Source organism: Ferrovibrio sp. GW821-FHT12D07 (assembly GCF_058807275.1).
The window spans coordinates 637,654-653,828 of the sequence record NZ_JBXAQN010000001.1; the positions used below are offsets into that span (position 1 = coordinate 637,654).

General features: G+C 63.6%; 17 protein-coding genes. 12 read left to right on the forward strand and 5 right to left on the reverse strand.

The window, feature by feature from the left end:
• From AC1RRE_RS03320 to AC1RRE_RS03330, 3 genes are all read left to right on the forward strand, one after another.
• Positions 1-234: a YjiS-like domain-containing protein gene (locus tag AC1RRE_RS03320; protein WP_492979664.1), complete on the forward strand. Its 234-nt coding sequence runs from the start codon at positions 1-3 to the stop codon at positions 232-234.
• Positions 235-267: 33 nt separating this feature from the next.
• Positions 268-1,635, forward strand: a complete 1,368-nt coding sequence (locus AC1RRE_RS03325; RefSeq protein ID WP_492979665.1) for an MATE family efflux transporter — start codon at positions 268-270, stop codon at positions 1,633-1,635.
• An 86-nt stretch (positions 1,636-1,721) separates the two neighbouring features.
• The gene (locus tag AC1RRE_RS03330; RefSeq protein ID WP_492979666.1) at positions 1,722-2,552 is read left to right on the forward strand and encodes a hypothetical protein; all 831 of its coding nucleotides are present in this window, start codon (positions 1,722-1,724) and stop codon (positions 2,550-2,552) included.
• 77 nt (positions 2,553-2,629) lie between these two features.
• On the opposite strand, the gene AC1RRE_RS03335 is transcribed toward AC1RRE_RS03330, so the two are convergent.
• On the reverse strand, positions 2,630-3,910 hold the full coding sequence (locus tag AC1RRE_RS03335; protein WP_492979667.1) for an MFS transporter: 1,281 nt from the start codon (positions 3,908-3,910) through the stop codon (positions 2,630-2,632).
• 184 nt (positions 3,911-4,094) lie between these two features.
• The gene (locus AC1RRE_RS03340; RefSeq protein ID WP_492979668.1) at positions 4,095-4,880 is read right to left on the reverse strand and encodes a MipA/OmpV family protein; all 786 of its coding nucleotides are present in this window, start codon (positions 4,878-4,880) and stop codon (positions 4,095-4,097) included.
• Positions 4,881-5,275: 395 nt separating this feature from the next.
• Here AC1RRE_RS03340 and AC1RRE_RS03345 point away from each other — a divergent pair, with 395 nt between their 5' ends.
• The 5 genes from AC1RRE_RS03345 to AC1RRE_RS03365 all read left to right on the forward strand — a co-directional run bounded on the left by AC1RRE_RS03345 (position 5,276) and on the right by AC1RRE_RS03365 (position 11,293).
• Positions 5,276-6,667, forward strand: a complete 1,392-nt coding sequence (locus tag AC1RRE_RS03345) for a CmpA/NrtA family ABC transporter substrate-binding protein (protein ID WP_492979669.1) — start codon at positions 5,276-5,278, stop codon at positions 6,665-6,667.
• A gap of 46 nt (positions 6,668-6,713) precedes the next feature.
• Entirely contained in the window at positions 6,714-7,553 is an 840-nt protein-coding gene (gene ntrB, locus AC1RRE_RS03350; protein ID WP_492979670.1) for a nitrate ABC transporter permease, read from the forward strand.
• A gap of 10 nt (positions 7,554-7,563) precedes the next feature.
• The gene (locus AC1RRE_RS03355; protein WP_492979671.1) at positions 7,564-8,415 is read left to right on the forward strand and encodes an ABC transporter ATP-binding protein; all 852 of its coding nucleotides are present in this window, start codon (positions 7,564-7,566) and stop codon (positions 8,413-8,415) included.
• A 33-nt stretch (positions 8,416-8,448) separates the two neighbouring features.
• Positions 8,449-8,898 (forward strand): cyanase, encoded by a 450-nt coding sequence (gene cynS, locus AC1RRE_RS03360; RefSeq protein WP_492979672.1) that lies wholly within the window; start codon positions 8,449-8,451, stop codon positions 8,896-8,898.
• A 208-nt stretch (positions 8,899-9,106) separates the two neighbouring features.
• Positions 9,107-11,293, forward strand: coding sequence for a methyl-accepting chemotaxis protein (locus tag AC1RRE_RS03365; protein ID WP_492979673.1), 2,187 nt, complete (start codon positions 9,107-9,109; stop codon positions 11,291-11,293).
• A gap of 21 nt (positions 11,294-11,314) precedes the next feature.
• On the opposite strand, the gene AC1RRE_RS03370 is transcribed toward AC1RRE_RS03365, so the two are convergent.
• Genes AC1RRE_RS03370 through AC1RRE_RS03380 form a run of 3 tightly spaced genes read right to left on the reverse strand, consistent with a single transcriptional unit; the run spans position 11,315 to position 13,571 of the window.
• Positions 11,315-11,809 (reverse strand): hypothetical protein, encoded by a 495-nt coding sequence (locus AC1RRE_RS03370; RefSeq protein ID WP_492979674.1) that lies wholly within the window; start codon positions 11,807-11,809, stop codon positions 11,315-11,317.
• Complete coding sequence (rlmN, locus tag AC1RRE_RS03375; RefSeq protein WP_492981329.1) at positions 11,809-12,975, reverse strand: dual-specificity RNA methyltransferase RlmN; 1,167 nt, start codon at positions 12,973-12,975, stop codon at positions 11,809-11,811. The genes AC1RRE_RS03370 and rlmN overlap by 1 nt, the downstream gene beginning before the upstream one ends.
• Before the next feature lie 32 nt (positions 12,976-13,007).
• A complete protein-coding gene (locus AC1RRE_RS03380) occupies positions 13,008-13,571 on the reverse strand; it encodes an invasion associated locus B family protein (RefSeq protein WP_492979675.1) in 564 nt (187 codons plus the stop codon).
• 244 nt (positions 13,572-13,815) lie between these two features.
• On the opposite strand from AC1RRE_RS03380, the gene AC1RRE_RS03385 reads away from it, so the two are divergent.
• The 4 genes from AC1RRE_RS03385 (at position 13,816) to AC1RRE_RS03400 (ending at position 16,172) form a co-directional block, all read left to right on the forward strand.
• Complete coding sequence (locus tag AC1RRE_RS03385; RefSeq protein ID WP_492979676.1) at positions 13,816-14,373, forward strand: sigma-70 family RNA polymerase sigma factor; 558 nt, start codon at positions 13,816-13,818, stop codon at positions 14,371-14,373.
• Positions 14,374-14,514: 141 nt separating this feature from the next.
• A complete protein-coding gene (locus AC1RRE_RS03390; protein WP_492979677.1) occupies positions 14,515-15,093 on the forward strand; it encodes a PAS domain-containing protein in 579 nt (192 codons plus the stop codon).
• 95 nt (positions 15,094-15,188) lie between these two features.
• Positions 15,189-15,737 (forward strand): PAS domain-containing protein, encoded by a 549-nt coding sequence (locus AC1RRE_RS03395; protein ID WP_492979678.1) that lies wholly within the window; start codon positions 15,189-15,191, stop codon positions 15,735-15,737.
• 78 nt (positions 15,738-15,815) lie between these two features.
• Positions 15,816-16,172 (forward strand): hypothetical protein, encoded by a 357-nt coding sequence (locus AC1RRE_RS03400; RefSeq protein ID WP_492979679.1) that lies wholly within the window; start codon positions 15,816-15,818, stop codon positions 16,170-16,172.
• Positions 16,173-16,175: the final 3 nt, after the last annotated feature.

The following is a 16,175-nucleotide window of genomic DNA, read 5'->3' on the forward strand; positions in this document are numbered from 1 at the left end:
GTGCGGGCCATTGCCTGGACGATCATCGGGCGTCGTGCCGATGATCGCCACACGGACTGCCTGACGCGGCTTGTCGATGCTCTGCATGCATGGCGGGGACGGATACAGGCGCGTCAGGCCCTGGCGCAGGTCGATGGCCGCACGTTGCGCGATGCCGGTATCGATCCGGTTGCCGCGCAATTCGAGGCACGGCAGCGCTTCGGGATCGCAGAACGGCGTTTGCGCAACCGCTAGAACGCCGCAAGGCGGCACTTCATGGGTAATTCAATGTCTATTGCACAAGACAGTCTTGCGATGCCAGCCACGGATTCCGGCTGGCGTCTGCGCCTGACGGAAGGGCAATCGCTGCTGCGACTGGCCATGCCGATCATGCTGATCGCGCTGGTCAACATGGGCATGAGCGTGACCGACACCCTGATGGTGTCGATGCTGTTCGGCACCGATGCGCTGGCGGCGGTGTCGGTCGGCAGTGACCTGTACTCGATCATCTTCTACCTCTGCGCCGGTACGATTGGCGGCATCGCGCCGTTCTATGCGGCGGCTGCGGCGCGTAACGATGCCGCCGATCGCATCCGGCTCGAACGCATCGGCTGGGCGATGGTGGTCCTGCTGGCGGTGCCGGCCGTGCCGCTGGTGTGGTTCGCCCCTGTCTGGCTGCAGGCCTTCGGCCTGCAACGCGACCTGCTCAATCTCGGCGCGGGATTCACGCAGACCATGGCGCTGACCCTCATTCCGATGCTGGGAGTCACGCTCTATCGCACGATTCTCACGGCGGCAGAAAAGCCGAAGGCCTTTCTCAAGGTCACGCTTGCCATGCTGCCGCTGAATGCCATCGGCAACTATGTCCTGATGATGGGCCTCGGTCCCATCCCCGCGCTGGGTCCGACCGGATCGGGTGTCGCCACCCTGCTGGTTGCGGCGGGAACGCTGGCGGCCCTGGTCGTGATGGCGCGTCGGGCCGCGGTCACAACGGGAGCAGCATCCGGCTTCGACTGGCGTGGTCTGGTCGCCGTGCTGCGTGTCGGTCTGCCGATTGGCGTAACCGCCGCCACCGAAACCGGCATCTATCTGGCGGTGACGCTCTATGCGGCCACGCTTGGCGCGGCCGATGTTGCCGCGCATACGCTGACCTTGCGCATGGCGGGAATCGTTTATGCAGGATCGATGGCGCTGCAGCAGGCCGCCATGGTGCGCATGGCACGCGCCATCGGTCTTGGGGATGCGGGCGCCAGCCGCGCTGTTTCTGCCGCCAGCCTGTTCCTCTCTGTCACCGGCGGGGCGACGCTGTGTCTTCTGCTGGTGACCGGTGCCCAGCCGCTGGCCGCATGGTTCTTTGATGCCGGTGCGGCGGGGATCGCAGCCGCGCAGGTTGCCGTCGGCCTGCTGTTACTGCTCGGACTGCTGCAGTTTGTCGGCTATCCCGGACTGGCCGCCCTGGGTCTGCTGCGCGGGTGCAAGGACACGCGTACGCCCATGATCTACAAGCTCATCTCATACTGGGGCATTGGCGTGCCGCTTGGTCTCTACCTCTGCGAGATGCGGGCGCTCGGTGTCACCGGACTCTGGATCGGCCTGGTTGCCGGCGCCTTTCTCACCACGCTCCTGACGGTCGGAAGGCTGTTCAACCGGCGCTAGCGGATTGGTTCGTATGGAACGGGTTTGACCTCCGATTGGCAGGCGCACTACAGTCGCGTCATAAGCCAATAAAACGGAGGAAACACATGGCTCAGCGCAAACGGTCCCTGCGGGACATCACCATCGGACTCGCGGCGGCCCTGGTGCTGTCGGTCACTGCCACCGCCGCCCTGGCGCAGACCAAGCCGGCGGTGAAGGATCTCGGCGGCGCCGCGCCGGCCTCGGTGATCTATATCGGCAACAGCTTCTTCTACTACAACAACAGCATGCACGGGCATATCGCCCTCATGGTCCGTGAAGGCATGAAGGATCACAAATACCGTGCCTCCTCGGTGACGATCAGCGGCTCCGGCCTCGACTGGCATAACGTCGATGCCTATTTCCAGCCGAACGGCATCGGCCGTTATTCCTTCGTCGGCGACAACGAAGTGGTGTTCAATCCGCCGGGCGGCAAGCTGTTCGAAGTGGCCGTGATGATGGATTGCAGCCAGTGCCCGGTGCATCCGACCCTGAGCAAGGTCTTTGCCGAATTCACCAAGAAGCATAGCGATACGGTGCGCAAGCATGGCGGCCAGCCGGTCTTCTTCATGTCCTGGGCCTACCAGGACAAGCCGGAAATGACCGAGCAGCTGGCCGAGGCCTATACCAAGGCCGGCAACGAGCATAAGGCGCTGGTAATCCCGGCCGGTCTGGCCTTTGCCAATTCGATCAAGCTGAAGCCCGATCTCAATCTCTATGTCGCCGACAAGCGTCATCCCAGCTTGGCCGGCACCTATCTGGCCTCGGCCGTCACCTATGCCACGCTGTTCGGCAAGTCGCCGGTCGGCCTGAAGTATACGGCCGGTCTGGATGCCGATACCGCCGCACATCTGCAGAAGGTGGCGCAGGACACCGTGCAGCAGTACCTGGCCCGCTGAACTGCAGGGCACAAATGCAAACGGCGGCGGGGTGATATCCCGCCGCCGTTTTTTTGTTTTGTCGATGACCGCGCGGCTTATTCTGCGGCTGTCGCCGCGCGCTGGCTGGCCAGTACGCGTTCGGTCGGCGTGGTGTTCATGAACAACTGCATCACACCGGCGGCTGCGCCGATGCCGGCGGCAAGCTGCCATGCCAGTGTATAGGAGCCGAGCGTGTCGTAGATCACGCCGCCGGCCCAGGCGCCGAGGAAGCTGCCGACCTGGTGGCTGAAGAAGGCGATGCCGGTCAGCGTCGCCAGATAACGGATGCCGAAGATCTGCGCGACCAGGCCGTTGACCAGCGGAATCACGCCCAGCCACAGCGTCCCCATCATGGCGGCAAAGACCAGCGTGCTGAACTGGCTGACCGGCGACATGAAATACACGGCGATGGCGACCGAACGCAGCAGATAGATCAGGCCCAGCAGCATCGGCTTGTGATAGCGATCGCCGAGCCAGCCGAACAGCCAGCTGCCGAAGACATTGAAGGCGCCGATCACCGCCAGCGCCTGCGCGCTCAGCATCGGGTCGGCGCCGCAATCGGCCAGGAAGGTGGGCAGATGCGTGGTGAGGAACACCAGCTGCAGGCCGCAGACAAAGAAGGCGGCGGCCATCACGATATAGCCGCCATGGCCGGCAGCCTCGCCCAGCGTGCTACGCATGGTCTCGGTGGCGCCGGGGATGCCGTCCACCGGCACCTTGTCGGCGCGGCCGCCCATCAGGGCAGCGGGCAGCATTGCGGCGGCCAAGGCGACGAAGACGAACATCGCCATCTGCCAGCCGCTGGTCTGGATCACGCCCTGCGCCAGCGGCGCGCAGAAGAAGGTGCCGATCGAGCCGGCTGCAGAGACGAGGCCGAAGGCCAGGCTGCGGCGTTCGGGCCGCACGACCTTAGCGGCGATCTTGGCGGCAATGCCCGAGGTCGTGCAGGCCAGCGCCACGCCGATCATGACACCCGAGCCCAGCGTTATCATCCAGGCCGCATGCGCATAGGCGGTGATGATGAGGGCGGCGGCGTAGAGCAGGCCACCGAACAGCGCGATCAGACGCGTGCCGAAACGATCCACCAGCGCGCCGGCAAAGGGCTGCGCCACGCCCCAGACGATATTCTGGATTGCCAGCGCGAAAGCGAAGTCGGCGGCCGAAATGCCGATGTCGCGCGTCACCGGCTGCATGAACAGGCCAAGGCTCTGCCGCATGCCCATGGCCAGCGACAGCATCACGGCAGCGCCGGTGAGGATCGAGACGCTCTGCCATTGGCTGAGCGAGGGATGATGGAAGGAGGGGCGAGGCGCGGAGGAAGCAGTATCAGTGGCCATGGCGGCGGCTCTTTATGATTCTTGTCTCGGGTGCCGCGATGATAGGGGCGCTTTATCACAAGTCCAGAGGGGGAAATGTATCGCTACATCTCCGCCTGCCGTGAGGGAAGGCCAGGAAAGGGCGGGGGGAAGCGTTGGAATTACTTGGAAGATCGGGATTTAGGCGCGCTTACCAGTCGCCAGCCTACCAGTCGAAGGTATAGCCGAGCGTGAGGCCGAGGCGGGCCTGGGTCGGCGAGCCGGCCTGGTCGACCAGCGGGCTGTCGGCCGCGTCGCCGGCAATGCGGTCGACGCCGGCAAAACCACCGAGCGACAGGCGCTCGGTCAGCATGTAGGTGAGATTCGCGCCGAAGCCGTAACTCATGTAGGCGCCGTCGGGATTGTACTGGCGATAGCCGCTGCGCGCCGACTGGCCGGCATCGACACCGAAATAGGTCTGGGTGAAATCCTTCGACGCCAGGGTGGCGCGCGGCCCCGCCGTCAGCATCAGACTGTTGGTCAGGTTGGTCGACCAGCTGGCGAAGATGTCGCCGACCACGGCATCATGGCCACCGAAGCCCTGGCGGACCTCCGCGCCGATCCTGAACGGCCGCAGATCGTAATGCACATAGCCGCCGGCTTCGCCGGCACCATCAACATCGCCCATACCGCGCAGCGCGCTGTCGTCATCCTGGTCGCGTGCCCAGCGATACTTGATCACCGGGCCGGCCTTCCAGTTCGACCCGCGCTCCAGCAGGTTGGCACCGAGGCCGTCGCGTGTGGAGAGGAAGAGGCGGTCGGCATGACGCAGGTCGATCAGCGGAATGGGATCGACGTCGTAGCTGTCCGAGCCCAGATAGGTCGGCGCGAACAGGCCGCCGCCGCCGATGGTGAGGCGGGTGTCGCCGCCTGCGGTCTGGGCAAGCGCAGGCATTGCCGCAAGGGCGGCGGCAAGAGCGGGGATGGCGTACAGACTGGCGAGGCGAGACATGGTCGTTATATCCATGCCGCGCAAATACGGCTGCATCATGGCGGCTGCGCCGCATTCTTCGGCAGATCGGCGGGGTCTGATGGCGCCTTGACCCACAACGGGTAGCGTTTCGCTCGCTTTTTATCCGGCTTGCCCAAGTTTTTTGCAGACGCTGTCCGGCAAAGCGGCCGTATTGACGGACGGGGCCGGGAGGAGTGTCTGTTTCAGCTGGAATGCGCATGGCCCCGGCAGCCGAAGGCGCGGGCCAATCGTATGAAGCTGCGAACCAATGATCCGTATGGCGGCATTTGCAGCGATTCGCGGTGCGGTAACCATAATGTCAGTCTCGTCATCACCCCTCTGGCACATGCCTTGCACTTTTATGCGCAGGTAAGGCTGTAGGGGATACACCGACAATGTCGCTGTTCAAGAATCCGTTCGACGCGAGTGCCGATCTGTCTGCATGCCCGTGTGGCGCGCATAAATCCCTAGGCGACCACAATGCCGAACTGGCGCTCCTTCAGCATAATCAGCAGCTGGCAGTCGCGGCCGATGAGGAAAAGCGCCTCACCAATGCGGTCGACCAGGCCGTGGTCCGCGCCCTGATCCCCAATGACGTCACCCGCCGCCGCGTGCTGCACACCATCGGCGCCGGTACTTTCCTCTCGGCGGTCGAGCAGTTCTTCCCGCTGGCCACCGCGCGCGAAGTCTTCGCGCAAGACAAGGGTCCACTGGAAAAGAAGGACCTCAAGGTCGGCTTCATCGCCATCACCTGCGCCACGCCCATCATCATGGCGCATCCGATGGGCTTCTATTCCAAGCACGGCCTGAATGTCGATGTGATCAAGACCGCCGGCTGGGCGGTGATCCGCGACAAGACCATCAATAAGGAATACGACGCGGCGCATATGCTGTCGCCGATGCCGCTGGCGATCACCACCGGCACCGGTTCGGCGCCGATCCCCTATACCGCGCCGGCGATCGAGAACATCAACGGCCAGGCCATCACGCTGGCCATGAAGCACAAGGACAAGCGCGACCCGAAGTCCTGGAAGGGCTTCAAACTCGCGGTGCCTTTCGACTATTCGATGCACAACTACCTGCTGCGCTACTACCTGGCCGAACATGGCATCGATCCGGATACCGATGTGCAGATCCGTTCAGTGCCGCCGCCGGAGATGGTGGCCAACCTGCGCGCCGACAATATCGACGGCTTCCTGGCGCCCGATCCGGTCAACCAGCGCGCGGTCTATGACGGCGTCGGTTTCATTCATATCCTGACCAAGGAAATCTGGGACGGCCATCCCTGCTGCGCCTTCGCGGCCAGCCAGGAATTCATCAACACGACGCCCAACACCTACCGCGCCCTGCTGCGCGCCATCATCGAAGCCACGGCTTATGCGACCAAGGCCGAGAACCGCAAGCAGATCGCCGAAGCCATCGCGCCGGCGGCCTACCTGAACCAGCCGGTGACGGTAGTCGAGCAGGTGCTGACCGGCACCTACGCCGATGGCCTGGGCGGCGTGAAGCGCGTGCCCGACCGTGTCGATTTCGCGCCCTTCCCCTGGCAGAGCTTCGGCATCTGGATTCTCACCCAGATGAAGCGCTGGGGCCAGCTCAAGGGCGATGTCGATTACCAGAAGGTGGCCGAACAGGTCTTCCTCGCCACCGATACGCAGAAGCTGATGCAGGATGTGGGGCTCACGCCGCCCAGTTCGCCGTATCGCACCTTCTCGGTAATGGGCAAGACCTTCGATCCCTCCAAGCCGGACGACTACATCAAGTCGTTCAAGATCAAGCGCGCGTAACGACCCAAAGAATTTGGGCCGAAGAAATCGGACTGGAGTATCGCGTATGAAGATGTCGTTCCGCCTCCGGGCAGCCATGGTGTCGCTGCTGCTGCTGCTCGCCTTGCTGGGGAGCTGGCATGTCGCCACCTCCGGCGTCGGCGAGACCCAGGCCATGGATCCGGAATATGCCAAGCTGATGGGCCTCACGGCCACGCAGGGCAAGTCGGCCATGCCGGGTCCGCTGGATGTCGCCAGGATTCTGGGTGGTCATCTGGCCGATCCCTTCTATGTGAAGGGACCGAACGACCAGGGCATCGGCATCCAGCTGGCATACTCGGTCGGCCGCGTGGCGTTGGGCTTCGGCCTCGCGGTGCTGGTCGCCGTGCCGCTTGGTTTCCTGATCGGGCTTTCCCCCCTGTTCCGCCAGGCGCTCGATCCGTTCATCCAGATCATGCGGCCGGTCTCTCCGTTGGCATGGATGCCGCTGGCGCTCTACACCATCAAGGACAGCGCGATCTCATCCATATTCGTCATCTTCATCTGCTCGGTCTGGCCGATGCTGACCAACACCGCCTTTGCGGTCGCCAACGTCCGCAAGGAATGGCTGAACGTGGCGCGCACGCTGGAAGTCGGCACCTTCCGCAAGATCTTCCGCGTCATCCTGCCGGCCGCTGCGCCAACCATCCTGACCGGCATGCGCATCTCGATCTCGATTGCCTGGCTGGTGATCGTCGCCGCCGAAATGCTCGTCGGCGGCACCGGCATCGGCTACTTCGTGTGGAATGAGTGGAACAACCTGTCGATCGCCAATGTGATCAACGCCATCCTGTTCATCGGCGTGATCGGCATGCTGCTCGACCAGCTGCTCGGTTTCCTCACCCGCCTTGTCACCTTCACGGAATGAGGATCACGCCATGAGCCAGCATTTCATTTCGGTCGAGGCGCTGAAGCGCCAGTTCCCCGGCAACGACAAGGCGGTGTTCGAGGACCTGTGGTTCAGCATGGAGAAGGGCGAGTTCGTCTGCATCATCGGCCATTCCGGCTGCGGCAAGACCACGGTACTCAATATCCTGGCCGGCCTGGACACGGCCTCCGAAGGCGGCATCATCTTCGACGGCACTGCCATCGAAGGTCCCAGCGTGGATCGCGCCGTGGTGTTCCAGGGCCATGCCCTGATGCCGTGGATGACGGTGCTCGACAACGTCGTCTTCGCCGTGCTGTCGCGCTGGCCGAAATGGACCAAGGCCCAGGCCGCCGAACATGCGCTGAAATACATCGGCATGGTCGGCCTGTCCGGCGCCGCCGACAAGAAGCCGGCCCAGCTGTCGGGCGGCATGAAGCAGCGCGTGGGCATTGCGCGCGCGCTCAGTGTCGAGCCCAAGACGCTGCTGATGGATGAGCCATTCTCGGCTCTCGATGCATTGACCCGTGGAACATTGCAGGACGAAGTGCTGCGCCTGCGCGCCAGCACCAACCTCACGGTCTTCATGATTACCCATGATGTGGACGAGGCCCTGCTGCTCGCCGATCGCATCGTGTTGATGACCAACGGTCCGGGCGCCAAGGTCGCGGAAATCCTGGTCAACACGCTGCCCAAGACCCGCACCCGCGAGACCCTGCACCAGCTCAAGGAATATTACCCGATGCGCAACCATCTGCTGGATTTCCTGGTGCGCCGGTCGAAAAGCTTCAGCCCGCCGCCCGGCTGGGATGCGAAGACACCGCCGCATGTGCGCCCCATGGGCGTCGTCGCAGCCGCCGAATAACAGTCGTCACAAGAAAGCACAGGAGAGAAACCCGTGAAGCGCGAAGATGTCACCGCCAAGATTCTCGATGTCAAACGCCTGAAAGGCTGGGCCTGGAAGGACATCGCCAAGAAGATCGATGCCAAGCAGTCGCATATCTTCCTCACCGCCGCGCTGCTCGGTCAGATGAAGCTGGAGCCGGCGCAGGCCGCCAAGGCCGCGAAGCTGTTCGGTCTGGGCAAGCTGGAGGAAAAGCTGCTGGCCGAGGTGCCCTATCGTGGTTCGCTGCCGCCGGGCCCGCCGACCGATCCGACCATCTATCGCTTCTACGAATTGGTGCAGGTCTATGGGACCACCTGGAAGGAATTGATTCACGAGGAATTCGGCGACGGCATCATGTCGGCGATCGACTTCAACATGACGATGGAGCGCCTGCCCGATCCGAAGGGCGATCGCGTGAAGATCGTCATGACCGGCAAGTATCTCGAGTACAAGCGCTACTGAGTCACAGCGCAGTCGATTCATAGCCCAGGGGTATGATGAAGAATGGGATGCTGGCACCTCAGCATCCCTTTTTCTTGTGTCATTCGTGCATGCAGATCGCTGATCAGACATCGGATAGAAACTTTCAGATGGCGAAAATCTTGGCACGGAACATGCTTTGATTTCAGGCAGAAGCGCAGTGTCGCAAAAGGCGATAAGAGGTCAGTCAATGCCCGATGGTGTTCTATCCAGCGTAGATCGAAGTGGTCAGGTCAGTTCGCGCCGCCTGTCAGTTCTCGGATTTGTCGGTTACGCCGCCACCCAGCTTTATGAGACGCGCCAGCGCCGCGCCGAGGCGCCTGCCACCGCAAAAGCCATCGCCTATGCCATCGCAGTGGGTTTGCTCGCTCATGACCTGCAGCGCGAGCGCGGCTCCAGCGCCTTGTTCATTGGCAGCAAGGGCACGCAATTCCGCGAGCAGCTGCAAACCGCGCGCGTCGATCTGGACCAGCGGGTACTGGTCCTGCGCGCCGCGCTGGATGATTGCCGCGACTTCACCCTGCTGGCGCCGCTGCTCGGACCCGGCGATACGCTGAGCAAGACCCTGGATTCCGCCCGTCTGGCGCGGCCGGCCATCGACCGGCTTGAACTCACCACCCAGCAGTCCTTCACCAACTGGACGACACCGATCCGGCAGGCGCTCGAAAGCGTGCAGAGCCTGGGCTACATGCTGACCAATATGGAATTTGCCCGTGGCCTCGACGCCTATCTGGCGCTGCTGGAAGGCCTGGAGAAATCGGCGCAGGAACGTGCCACTGGATCAGGCGCGCTGGCGGCCGGCAAGTTCGAGCTGGCGATCTTCCAGCGCTTCATGAGTCTGGGCTTCCTGCAGGAAGCCGACTTCACTGTCTTCCGCAGTCATGCCACATCGGCGCAGATCGCCTATTTCGAAGAACAGCGCGGCAAGGCTGAATTCGCCGAAGTGGAAGACCTGCGCAACCGCATCTATCACGGCTTTGCAGATGGCACCGCCAGCGGCATCGAGGCGCCCTACTGGTTCCAGGTTACTACCCGGCGCATCGATCAGATGTGCCTGGTGCGTGACCGCGTGGCCGCCGATCTGCAGTCCAGCTGTGCCGGATTGCTGGCTGAAAAGCCGGATCGCCTTGCCGGCATCTTCGGCGTCTGCCTGACGATCGGCCTGCCGGTGATCGGCTTGGTCGCGACCCTCACCGGGGCCGGCCCGCGCCTGCAGGGACTGCGTGCGTCCTGGCGCAGCTGGCGCAGCGAGGCGACGGCGCGGCGCAAGAGTTCACGCGACCGTCAGGTGGCGCGCGATGGCGAACAGCTCAAGCGGGCCGAGGCCGAAGCGCGCGAACGCGTCTCCGCTGCCGAAGTCACCGATCTGGTCAACCGGCTGATCGCCGGTGATCTCGGCAGTCGCCTGGCTCAGGACGGCAAGGCCGGATTCTTCCTCGACATCAGCAAGCAGCTCAACCGTTTCGCCGAGATGATGCAGGCGATGATGGATGAGATGGCGCTGGTGACGGCGGCGCTGGGCGCCGGCGATCTGACCAAGCAGGTGCGGGGCGATTACGCCGGCCTGTTCGGTCAACTGAAGGATGGCACCAATGCCATGGCCGGCCTGCTCGGCGATTTCTCGGAACGGCTGGCCGAAAGCGCAGTCGCGGTGAAGACGGCGTCGGCAGAAATTTCGTCGGGCAGCCTCGATCTGGCCCAGCGCAGCGAAAGCCAGGCCGCGGCGCTGGAAGAGACGGCGGCGACCATGCAGGAGATCACCGCCACCGTGAAGCAGAATGCCGACAACGCCACCCGGGCCGATGGCCTGAGCGGCGGGGCGCGCAACAAGGCGCTGGCCAGCGGCGAGGTCGTGCAGGGCGTGATCGCCGCCATGCAGCAGATCGAGACCAGCGCCACCAAGATCGGCGACATCATCGCGGTGATGAACGAGATCGCCTTCCAGACCAACTTGCTTGCCCTGAACGCCAGTGTTGAGGCGGCAAGGGCCGGTGAAGCCGGCAAGGGCTTTGCGGTGGTGGCGCATGAGGTGCGGGCGCTGGCTCAGCGCTCGGCCAACGCAGCCAAGGAGATCAAGAGCCTGATCGATACCTCGAACGGCCATGTTCGCGACGGTGCAGCCCTGGTGGAAAAGGCCGGGTCATCACTGACCGAGGTCAACGATGCGATCCGCGGTGTATCGGATATCATCGCCGAGATCGCGGCCGCGTCGCGCGAACAGGCAACCGGCCTGGATCAGGTCAACACGGCGGTGGCGCAGATGGATGAGGCGACCCAGCGCAATGCAGCGCTGGTCGAGGAAACCACGGCCTCGGCACAGGCGCTGGCCCATCAGGCGACCGAACTGGCCGACCTCGTGGGCTTCTTCAAGCGCTAGAGTTCAGACGGCGGGCGCGGCTCAGAAAATGATGCCGCTGAGGATATCGAGCACTTCGCCATTCGCCGTGTTCACCATCAGCACATCCTTGCCGACGATGACGCGGTCGGTGCCGGGCCGGGCCGGGGGCAGATCGCGCACCAGCGGACCGGGCAGGCGATGCAGTTCGGCCAGCACGGGCTGGGGCAACTGATCGCCCTTGCCCGGATTCTGCGTCAGGCCGGTGGGCAGGCTGCGTTGATACCGCTTGCTGCGCGCGGCACGCTTCTGGCCCTCGCGCACCTTCTGGAAATACTGCGGGATCAGCCATTGCTCGGTGGCATTGAAGGCAACGCGGTCGTCCACCACACGCACCGGCGTCGGCGCCGCCGTTGCGGGTTCGGTCGGTTGCAGGGCAGTGGGCGGAAGCGGTGCGGGAGGCAGGAGGCCCGGCTGCAGCAGGCCGGAACTCTGGGCTGCGGCCAGGCCGGGCAGGGCCAGCAATGCGAAGGCGAGAAGAGAAGCGCGGATCGTCATCAGACAGGCAGCGCGGCGGCCGCCGCGTCCTTGGCGGCCTGTTCGCGCAGGATGTCGGCCTTGCTGCGCTTCACGCTGGCCGATTTCAGCTGGCCGCAGGCGGCCATGATGTCGCGGCCGCGTGGCGTGCGCACCGGCGAGGAATAGCCGGCGTTGAAGACGATGTCGCTGAACTTGCGGATCGCCTCGTCACTGGAACATTCATACGGAGCGTTGGGCCAGGGATTGAACGGGATCAGGTTCACCTTGGCCGGCACGCCCTTCAGCAGCCGCACCAGTTCCTTGGCATCGGCCGGCGTGTCGTTCACGCCTTTCAGCATCACATATTCAAACGTGATGCGGCGCGCATTGCTCAGGCCGGGATAGCCGGCGCAGGCGGCCATCAGGTCCTTGATCGGGTATTTCCTGTTGATCGGCACGATCACGTCGCGGATGTCGTCACGCACGGCATGCAGGCTGATTGCCAGATTGACACCCAGTTCGGAGCCGCAGCGTTCGATCATCGGCACCACGCCGGCCGTGCTGAGCGTGATCCGGCGCTTCGAGATCGCGATGCCCTCGTTGTCCATCACGATCTTCAGCGCCTTCGACACATGGTCGAAATTGTACAGCGGCTCGCCCATGCCCATCATCACGATGTTGGACAGCATGCGGCCTTCCGGCGGCGAGGGCCATTCATTCAGATGGTCGCGCGCCAGCATCACCTGGCCGACGATTTCGCCGGCATCCAGGTTGCGCACCAGCTTCATCGTGCCGGTATGGCAGAAGCGGCAGGTCAGCGTGCAGCCGACCTGGCTGGAGACGCAGAGCGCACCACGATCTTCTTCCGGGATGTGCACGCACTCGGCTTCTTCGCCGTCCGAGAATTTCAGCAGCCACTTGCGGGTACCGTCGGTGCTTTTCAGGTCGCGGCTGGCAGACGGCCGGCCGACGCTGAAATGTTGGATCAGCCGCTCGCGCAGCTCCTTCGACAGCGTGGTCATCGCCGTGAAGTCGCGGCTGCCGCGGTAATAGACCCAGTGCCAGATTTGGTTGGCGCGCATCTTGGCGGACTTTTCCGCCTCACCGGCCGCAACCAGCGCTGCGGCGATCTCGGCGCGTGTCAGGCCCAGCAGCTCGGTGCAGCCGTCAGTGGCAGCAACAGCGGCAGGCGTGCGGTCGCGCACGCCGACATCCGGAACGATAGCTGTTGTCGTGCTCACGACGTCGCCGCCATGCCGCAGGCCTTGTCGATTGCCTGCAGCGCCGGGCCGAAGCCGCCCAGGTCATAAGTATCGGTGGTCTTGGTGCCACGAGCGGACTCGCCCTTCACCACCAGGGTCTTGCCCTTGCGCAGGGCGTCGACCAGCTTCTGGTCGGCGGATGAATCGGCAGCCCAGGCGGCTTCCTGGTGGGTGAACATCTCCACCGTGGTGCCGGCGACCACGGCCTGCGCCGGCAGGCTTTCCTTCAGCGCGTAGCCGAAATAGATGCTGACCTCGTTGCGAATCTTATCCTTCGGCTTGTGTGTCACCAGGATATAAATCTCGCCGCGCTTGGCACTCACTGGTTCTTTCTTCTGCGGCAGGGCATGCAGGTAGCAGAGCTTGGCGCCCTTGTCGGTATGCTCATAGGCATCCCAGCCGCTGAAGCTGCCGATCTTCTTGGTTTCGGCTGGTGCGGGCTTGGCCGCTTCCTGTTTCTTCTTGGCCTGGGCGAAGGCATCGCTGCCGGCACCCGGCATCAGGCCCAGCATCAGGGCGGCGAGGGCGAGCAGGCGCACGAGGCTGCGCCCCGGGCTTTGCAGAGACAAAAGCGGGCGCGAGGCGAGCATCGGGGCTGCGGATCGGATAGCCGTGTTGTCGGTCATGGCGGCGAACATAGCGGGGTGGATAATCGATTTCCACCCGATTTCATGGCGACATCATGGCAGTGTGATCCATGTTCCCGGCTCGTTATCTAACCCTTTGGCCTGCTTGCCTTATCTCTCCTCTTACCGCACCATCGCGGCATGAGTGGGGAGCCCCATGGATCGTGAGCGGCAGGCGGAGCTGATGGCGGCGGTGGCCGGCAACGGTGACCGGTCCGCCTTTGCCCTGCTGTATGGGCATTTCGCTCCTCGCCTGAAGGCTTATCTGATCCGGCAGGGCGCGCCGGAGGATGTGGCCGAGGAGGTGGTTCAGGAAAGCCTGATCATGGCCTGGCGCCGCGCCGCGAGCTTTGATCCCGTGCAGGCTTCGCTGGCCACCTGGCTGTTCACCATCGCCCGCAACAAGCGCATCGACCGCCTGCGCCGCGAAAAACGCCCGGAATTCGATCCCAATGATCCGGCGCTGGTGCCCGATCCGGAACCCGCGCCGGATCAGGGGCTGGATGTCGCCCAGGATGAAACGCGGCTGCGCGCCGCCTTGGAAACCCTGCCGCCGGAACAGACGCGGCTGCTGCAGCTCGCGTTCTTCTCGGACATGTCCCATCGCGATATCGCCGAAAAAGAGCAGCTGCCACTGGGCACGGTGAAGTCGCGCATCCGTCTCGCACTCGCACGGCTGAAAGCCCAGCTTGAGACCGGCAAACCGCACAAATAACCCTCCTGTGCGATATTTTAAGTGTTAATCATACGCGGACAGGTTGCAACCCATTGAATCCGAATAGGAATTGCCTGACTGTCGGATCATGTTACAACGCTCCGATTCGTTTGGTCGGGTTTAAGTCGAGTCTGCGTATCAGTGTCTACCGGCCACTCCCTGCCTTTTGCCGATGATCGTGTCCTGCTCAACCTGGCCGCCTACTGGTCGGCCAAGCGGGCTGGTCATCCTCTCCCCCCCCGCAGCGCCATCGATCCGCTGGATATGCCGCGCCGGCTGCTGCCTTACCTGGCATTGGTGGAGCCCACTGGCAAAGGCCGTGAAATCCGCTTCCGTCTTGTCGGCACCGAACTGGCGCAGCGCTTTGGCCGCGACGCCACCGGCAAGACCAGCACCGACCTTTATGGCGGTACTGACTATCTGGCCTATCTGGAAGACATCTACGCCACGGTCTTCACCAAGGCGCAGCCGCTGTTCGTTGAAACCGTGCGGGTCTGGAGCGAGGAAGGCCATGGCCGCGTGCGTCGCCTGCTGCTGCCGATGGCCGCGGAAGAAGGCGGGCAGCAGGTCGCTTTCGTGCTCAGTGCGCTGAGCTGGACGGCCGCCGACAGCCAGAACGGACATCAGCCGCCTACACCGCGCCAGCGCCTGATCGCAGTAGAAGCGCTGGAAAAAGGCGTTTTACAGGCGACGTTCCGCGGCATGTTCGACGCGCCCTGAGGCGCCATCCTGCAAAGCTTGTAGCCCTTCAATATTATTGTATGTCGCTGCGACGACTGCCTTGATCTGGTGATAACAATCCGCCGGAGCGGTCGTTGGAGCAATCTGTCGACAAGGGTTTGCCGTTGCGCGACGACGCCGTGCTGATGTCGCTGGGGCGATATTGGTCGGACCGCCGCCAAGGCCGAGCCATGCCTGATCGTGCCGACATCGATGCGCTGACCATGCCGCGCCGCGTGCTGCCCAATGTTGGTCTGGCCGAACTCAGCGATGGCGGCCGGCAGATCAAATACCGATTGGTCGGCACCGAGATCGTCAATCGTCTCGGCGTGGACTTCACCGGCCGTTATGTGTCGGAAGTGATGAACGGCAGCTACCGCCTCTACATCACCAGCATGTTTCGCGCTGTCTTCGAACATCGTGCGCCGCTCTACTCGGAAAGCACGTTCCGCTGGGACAGTCGCAACATGTCGCGCACCCGGCGGCTGCTGCTGCCATTGACCAGGGGCGGCAGCCGCGTGGATATGGTGCTGATCGGACAGACCTGGCCGCCCAGCGATCATACCGAACAGCAGCCGCTGCTTTACGTGCTGGATGGCGGGACATTCGAGGAAACGCTGCGCCACGTCATCGACTTCCCCTAAGGTCGGGGCCCCGGCGCAATTGGCGACGACGCTGCTCTTCTGTACAGTGCTGCCAGCACCACACAGGATGACGCGCGCATGGACGACCCTTTCATCACCATCACCGGCGGTTCGCTGTGCATTCTGGTCATCCTGGCCGGCTGGTCGACGGTGCGCTACGAACTCGACACCACCAACAGCTGGCGCATCGCCAAATACGCCACCAACGTGCTGTCGCTGGTGCTGGGCTTCGGTCTGGGCCAGGCGGTGGCACTGAAGATCGGCGCCATGCGCGGCATCGCACCCGACAACATGCTGATCACCATCGTCGGCAGCTTTGTCGGTGCCTTCATCGTGATGTGGGCCGTGCAGATGATCGAATATGCACTGCGCCGCCATTATGGCCTGCCGGCGATGCCTTATCGGCTGGTGCGCTTCGATCTGTTCCGCTGGTAATTC

What these genes read in the sequence shown, in the direction of transcription:
- AC1RRE_RS03345 (WP_492979669.1), top strand. Translation starts at nt 5,276, where the DNA reads ATGTCGCTGTTCAAGAATCCGTTCGACGCGAGTGCCGATCTGTCTGCA.
- AC1RRE_RS03340 (WP_492979668.1), bottom strand. Translation starts at nt 4,880, where the DNA reads ATGTCTCGCCTCGCCAGTCTGTACGCCATCCCCGCTCTTGCCGCCGCC.
- AC1RRE_RS03370 (WP_492979674.1), bottom strand. Translation starts at nt 11,809, where the DNA reads ATGACGATCCGCGCTTCTCTTCTCGCCTTCGCATTGCTGGCCCTGCCC.
- AC1RRE_RS03355 (WP_492979671.1), top strand. Translation starts at nt 7,564, where the DNA reads ATGAGCCAGCATTTCATTTCGGTCGAGGCGCTGAAGCGCCAGTTCCCC.
- AC1RRE_RS03400 (WP_492979679.1), top strand. Translation starts at nt 15,816, where the DNA reads ATGGACGACCCTTTCATCACCATCACCGGCGGTTCGCTGTGCATTCTG.
- AC1RRE_RS03365 (WP_492979673.1), top strand. Translation starts at nt 9,107, where the DNA reads ATGCCCGATGGTGTTCTATCCAGCGTAGATCGAAGTGGTCAGGTCAGT.
- AC1RRE_RS03330 (WP_492979666.1), top strand. Translation starts at nt 1,722, where the DNA reads ATGGCTCAGCGCAAACGGTCCCTGCGGGACATCACCATCGGACTCGCG.
- AC1RRE_RS03335 (WP_492979667.1), bottom strand. Translation starts at nt 3,910, where the DNA reads ATGGCCACTGATACTGCTTCCTCCGCGCCTCGCCCCTCCTTCCATCAT.
- ntrB (WP_492979670.1), top strand. Translation starts at nt 6,714, where the DNA reads ATGAAGATGTCGTTCCGCCTCCGGGCAGCCATGGTGTCGCTGCTGCTG.
- AC1RRE_RS03385 (WP_492979676.1), top strand. Translation starts at nt 13,816, where the DNA reads ATGGATCGTGAGCGGCAGGCGGAGCTGATGGCGGCGGTGGCCGGCAAC.
- AC1RRE_RS03325 (WP_492979665.1), top strand. Translation starts at nt 268, where the DNA reads ATGTCTATTGCACAAGACAGTCTTGCGATGCCAGCCACGGATTCCGGC.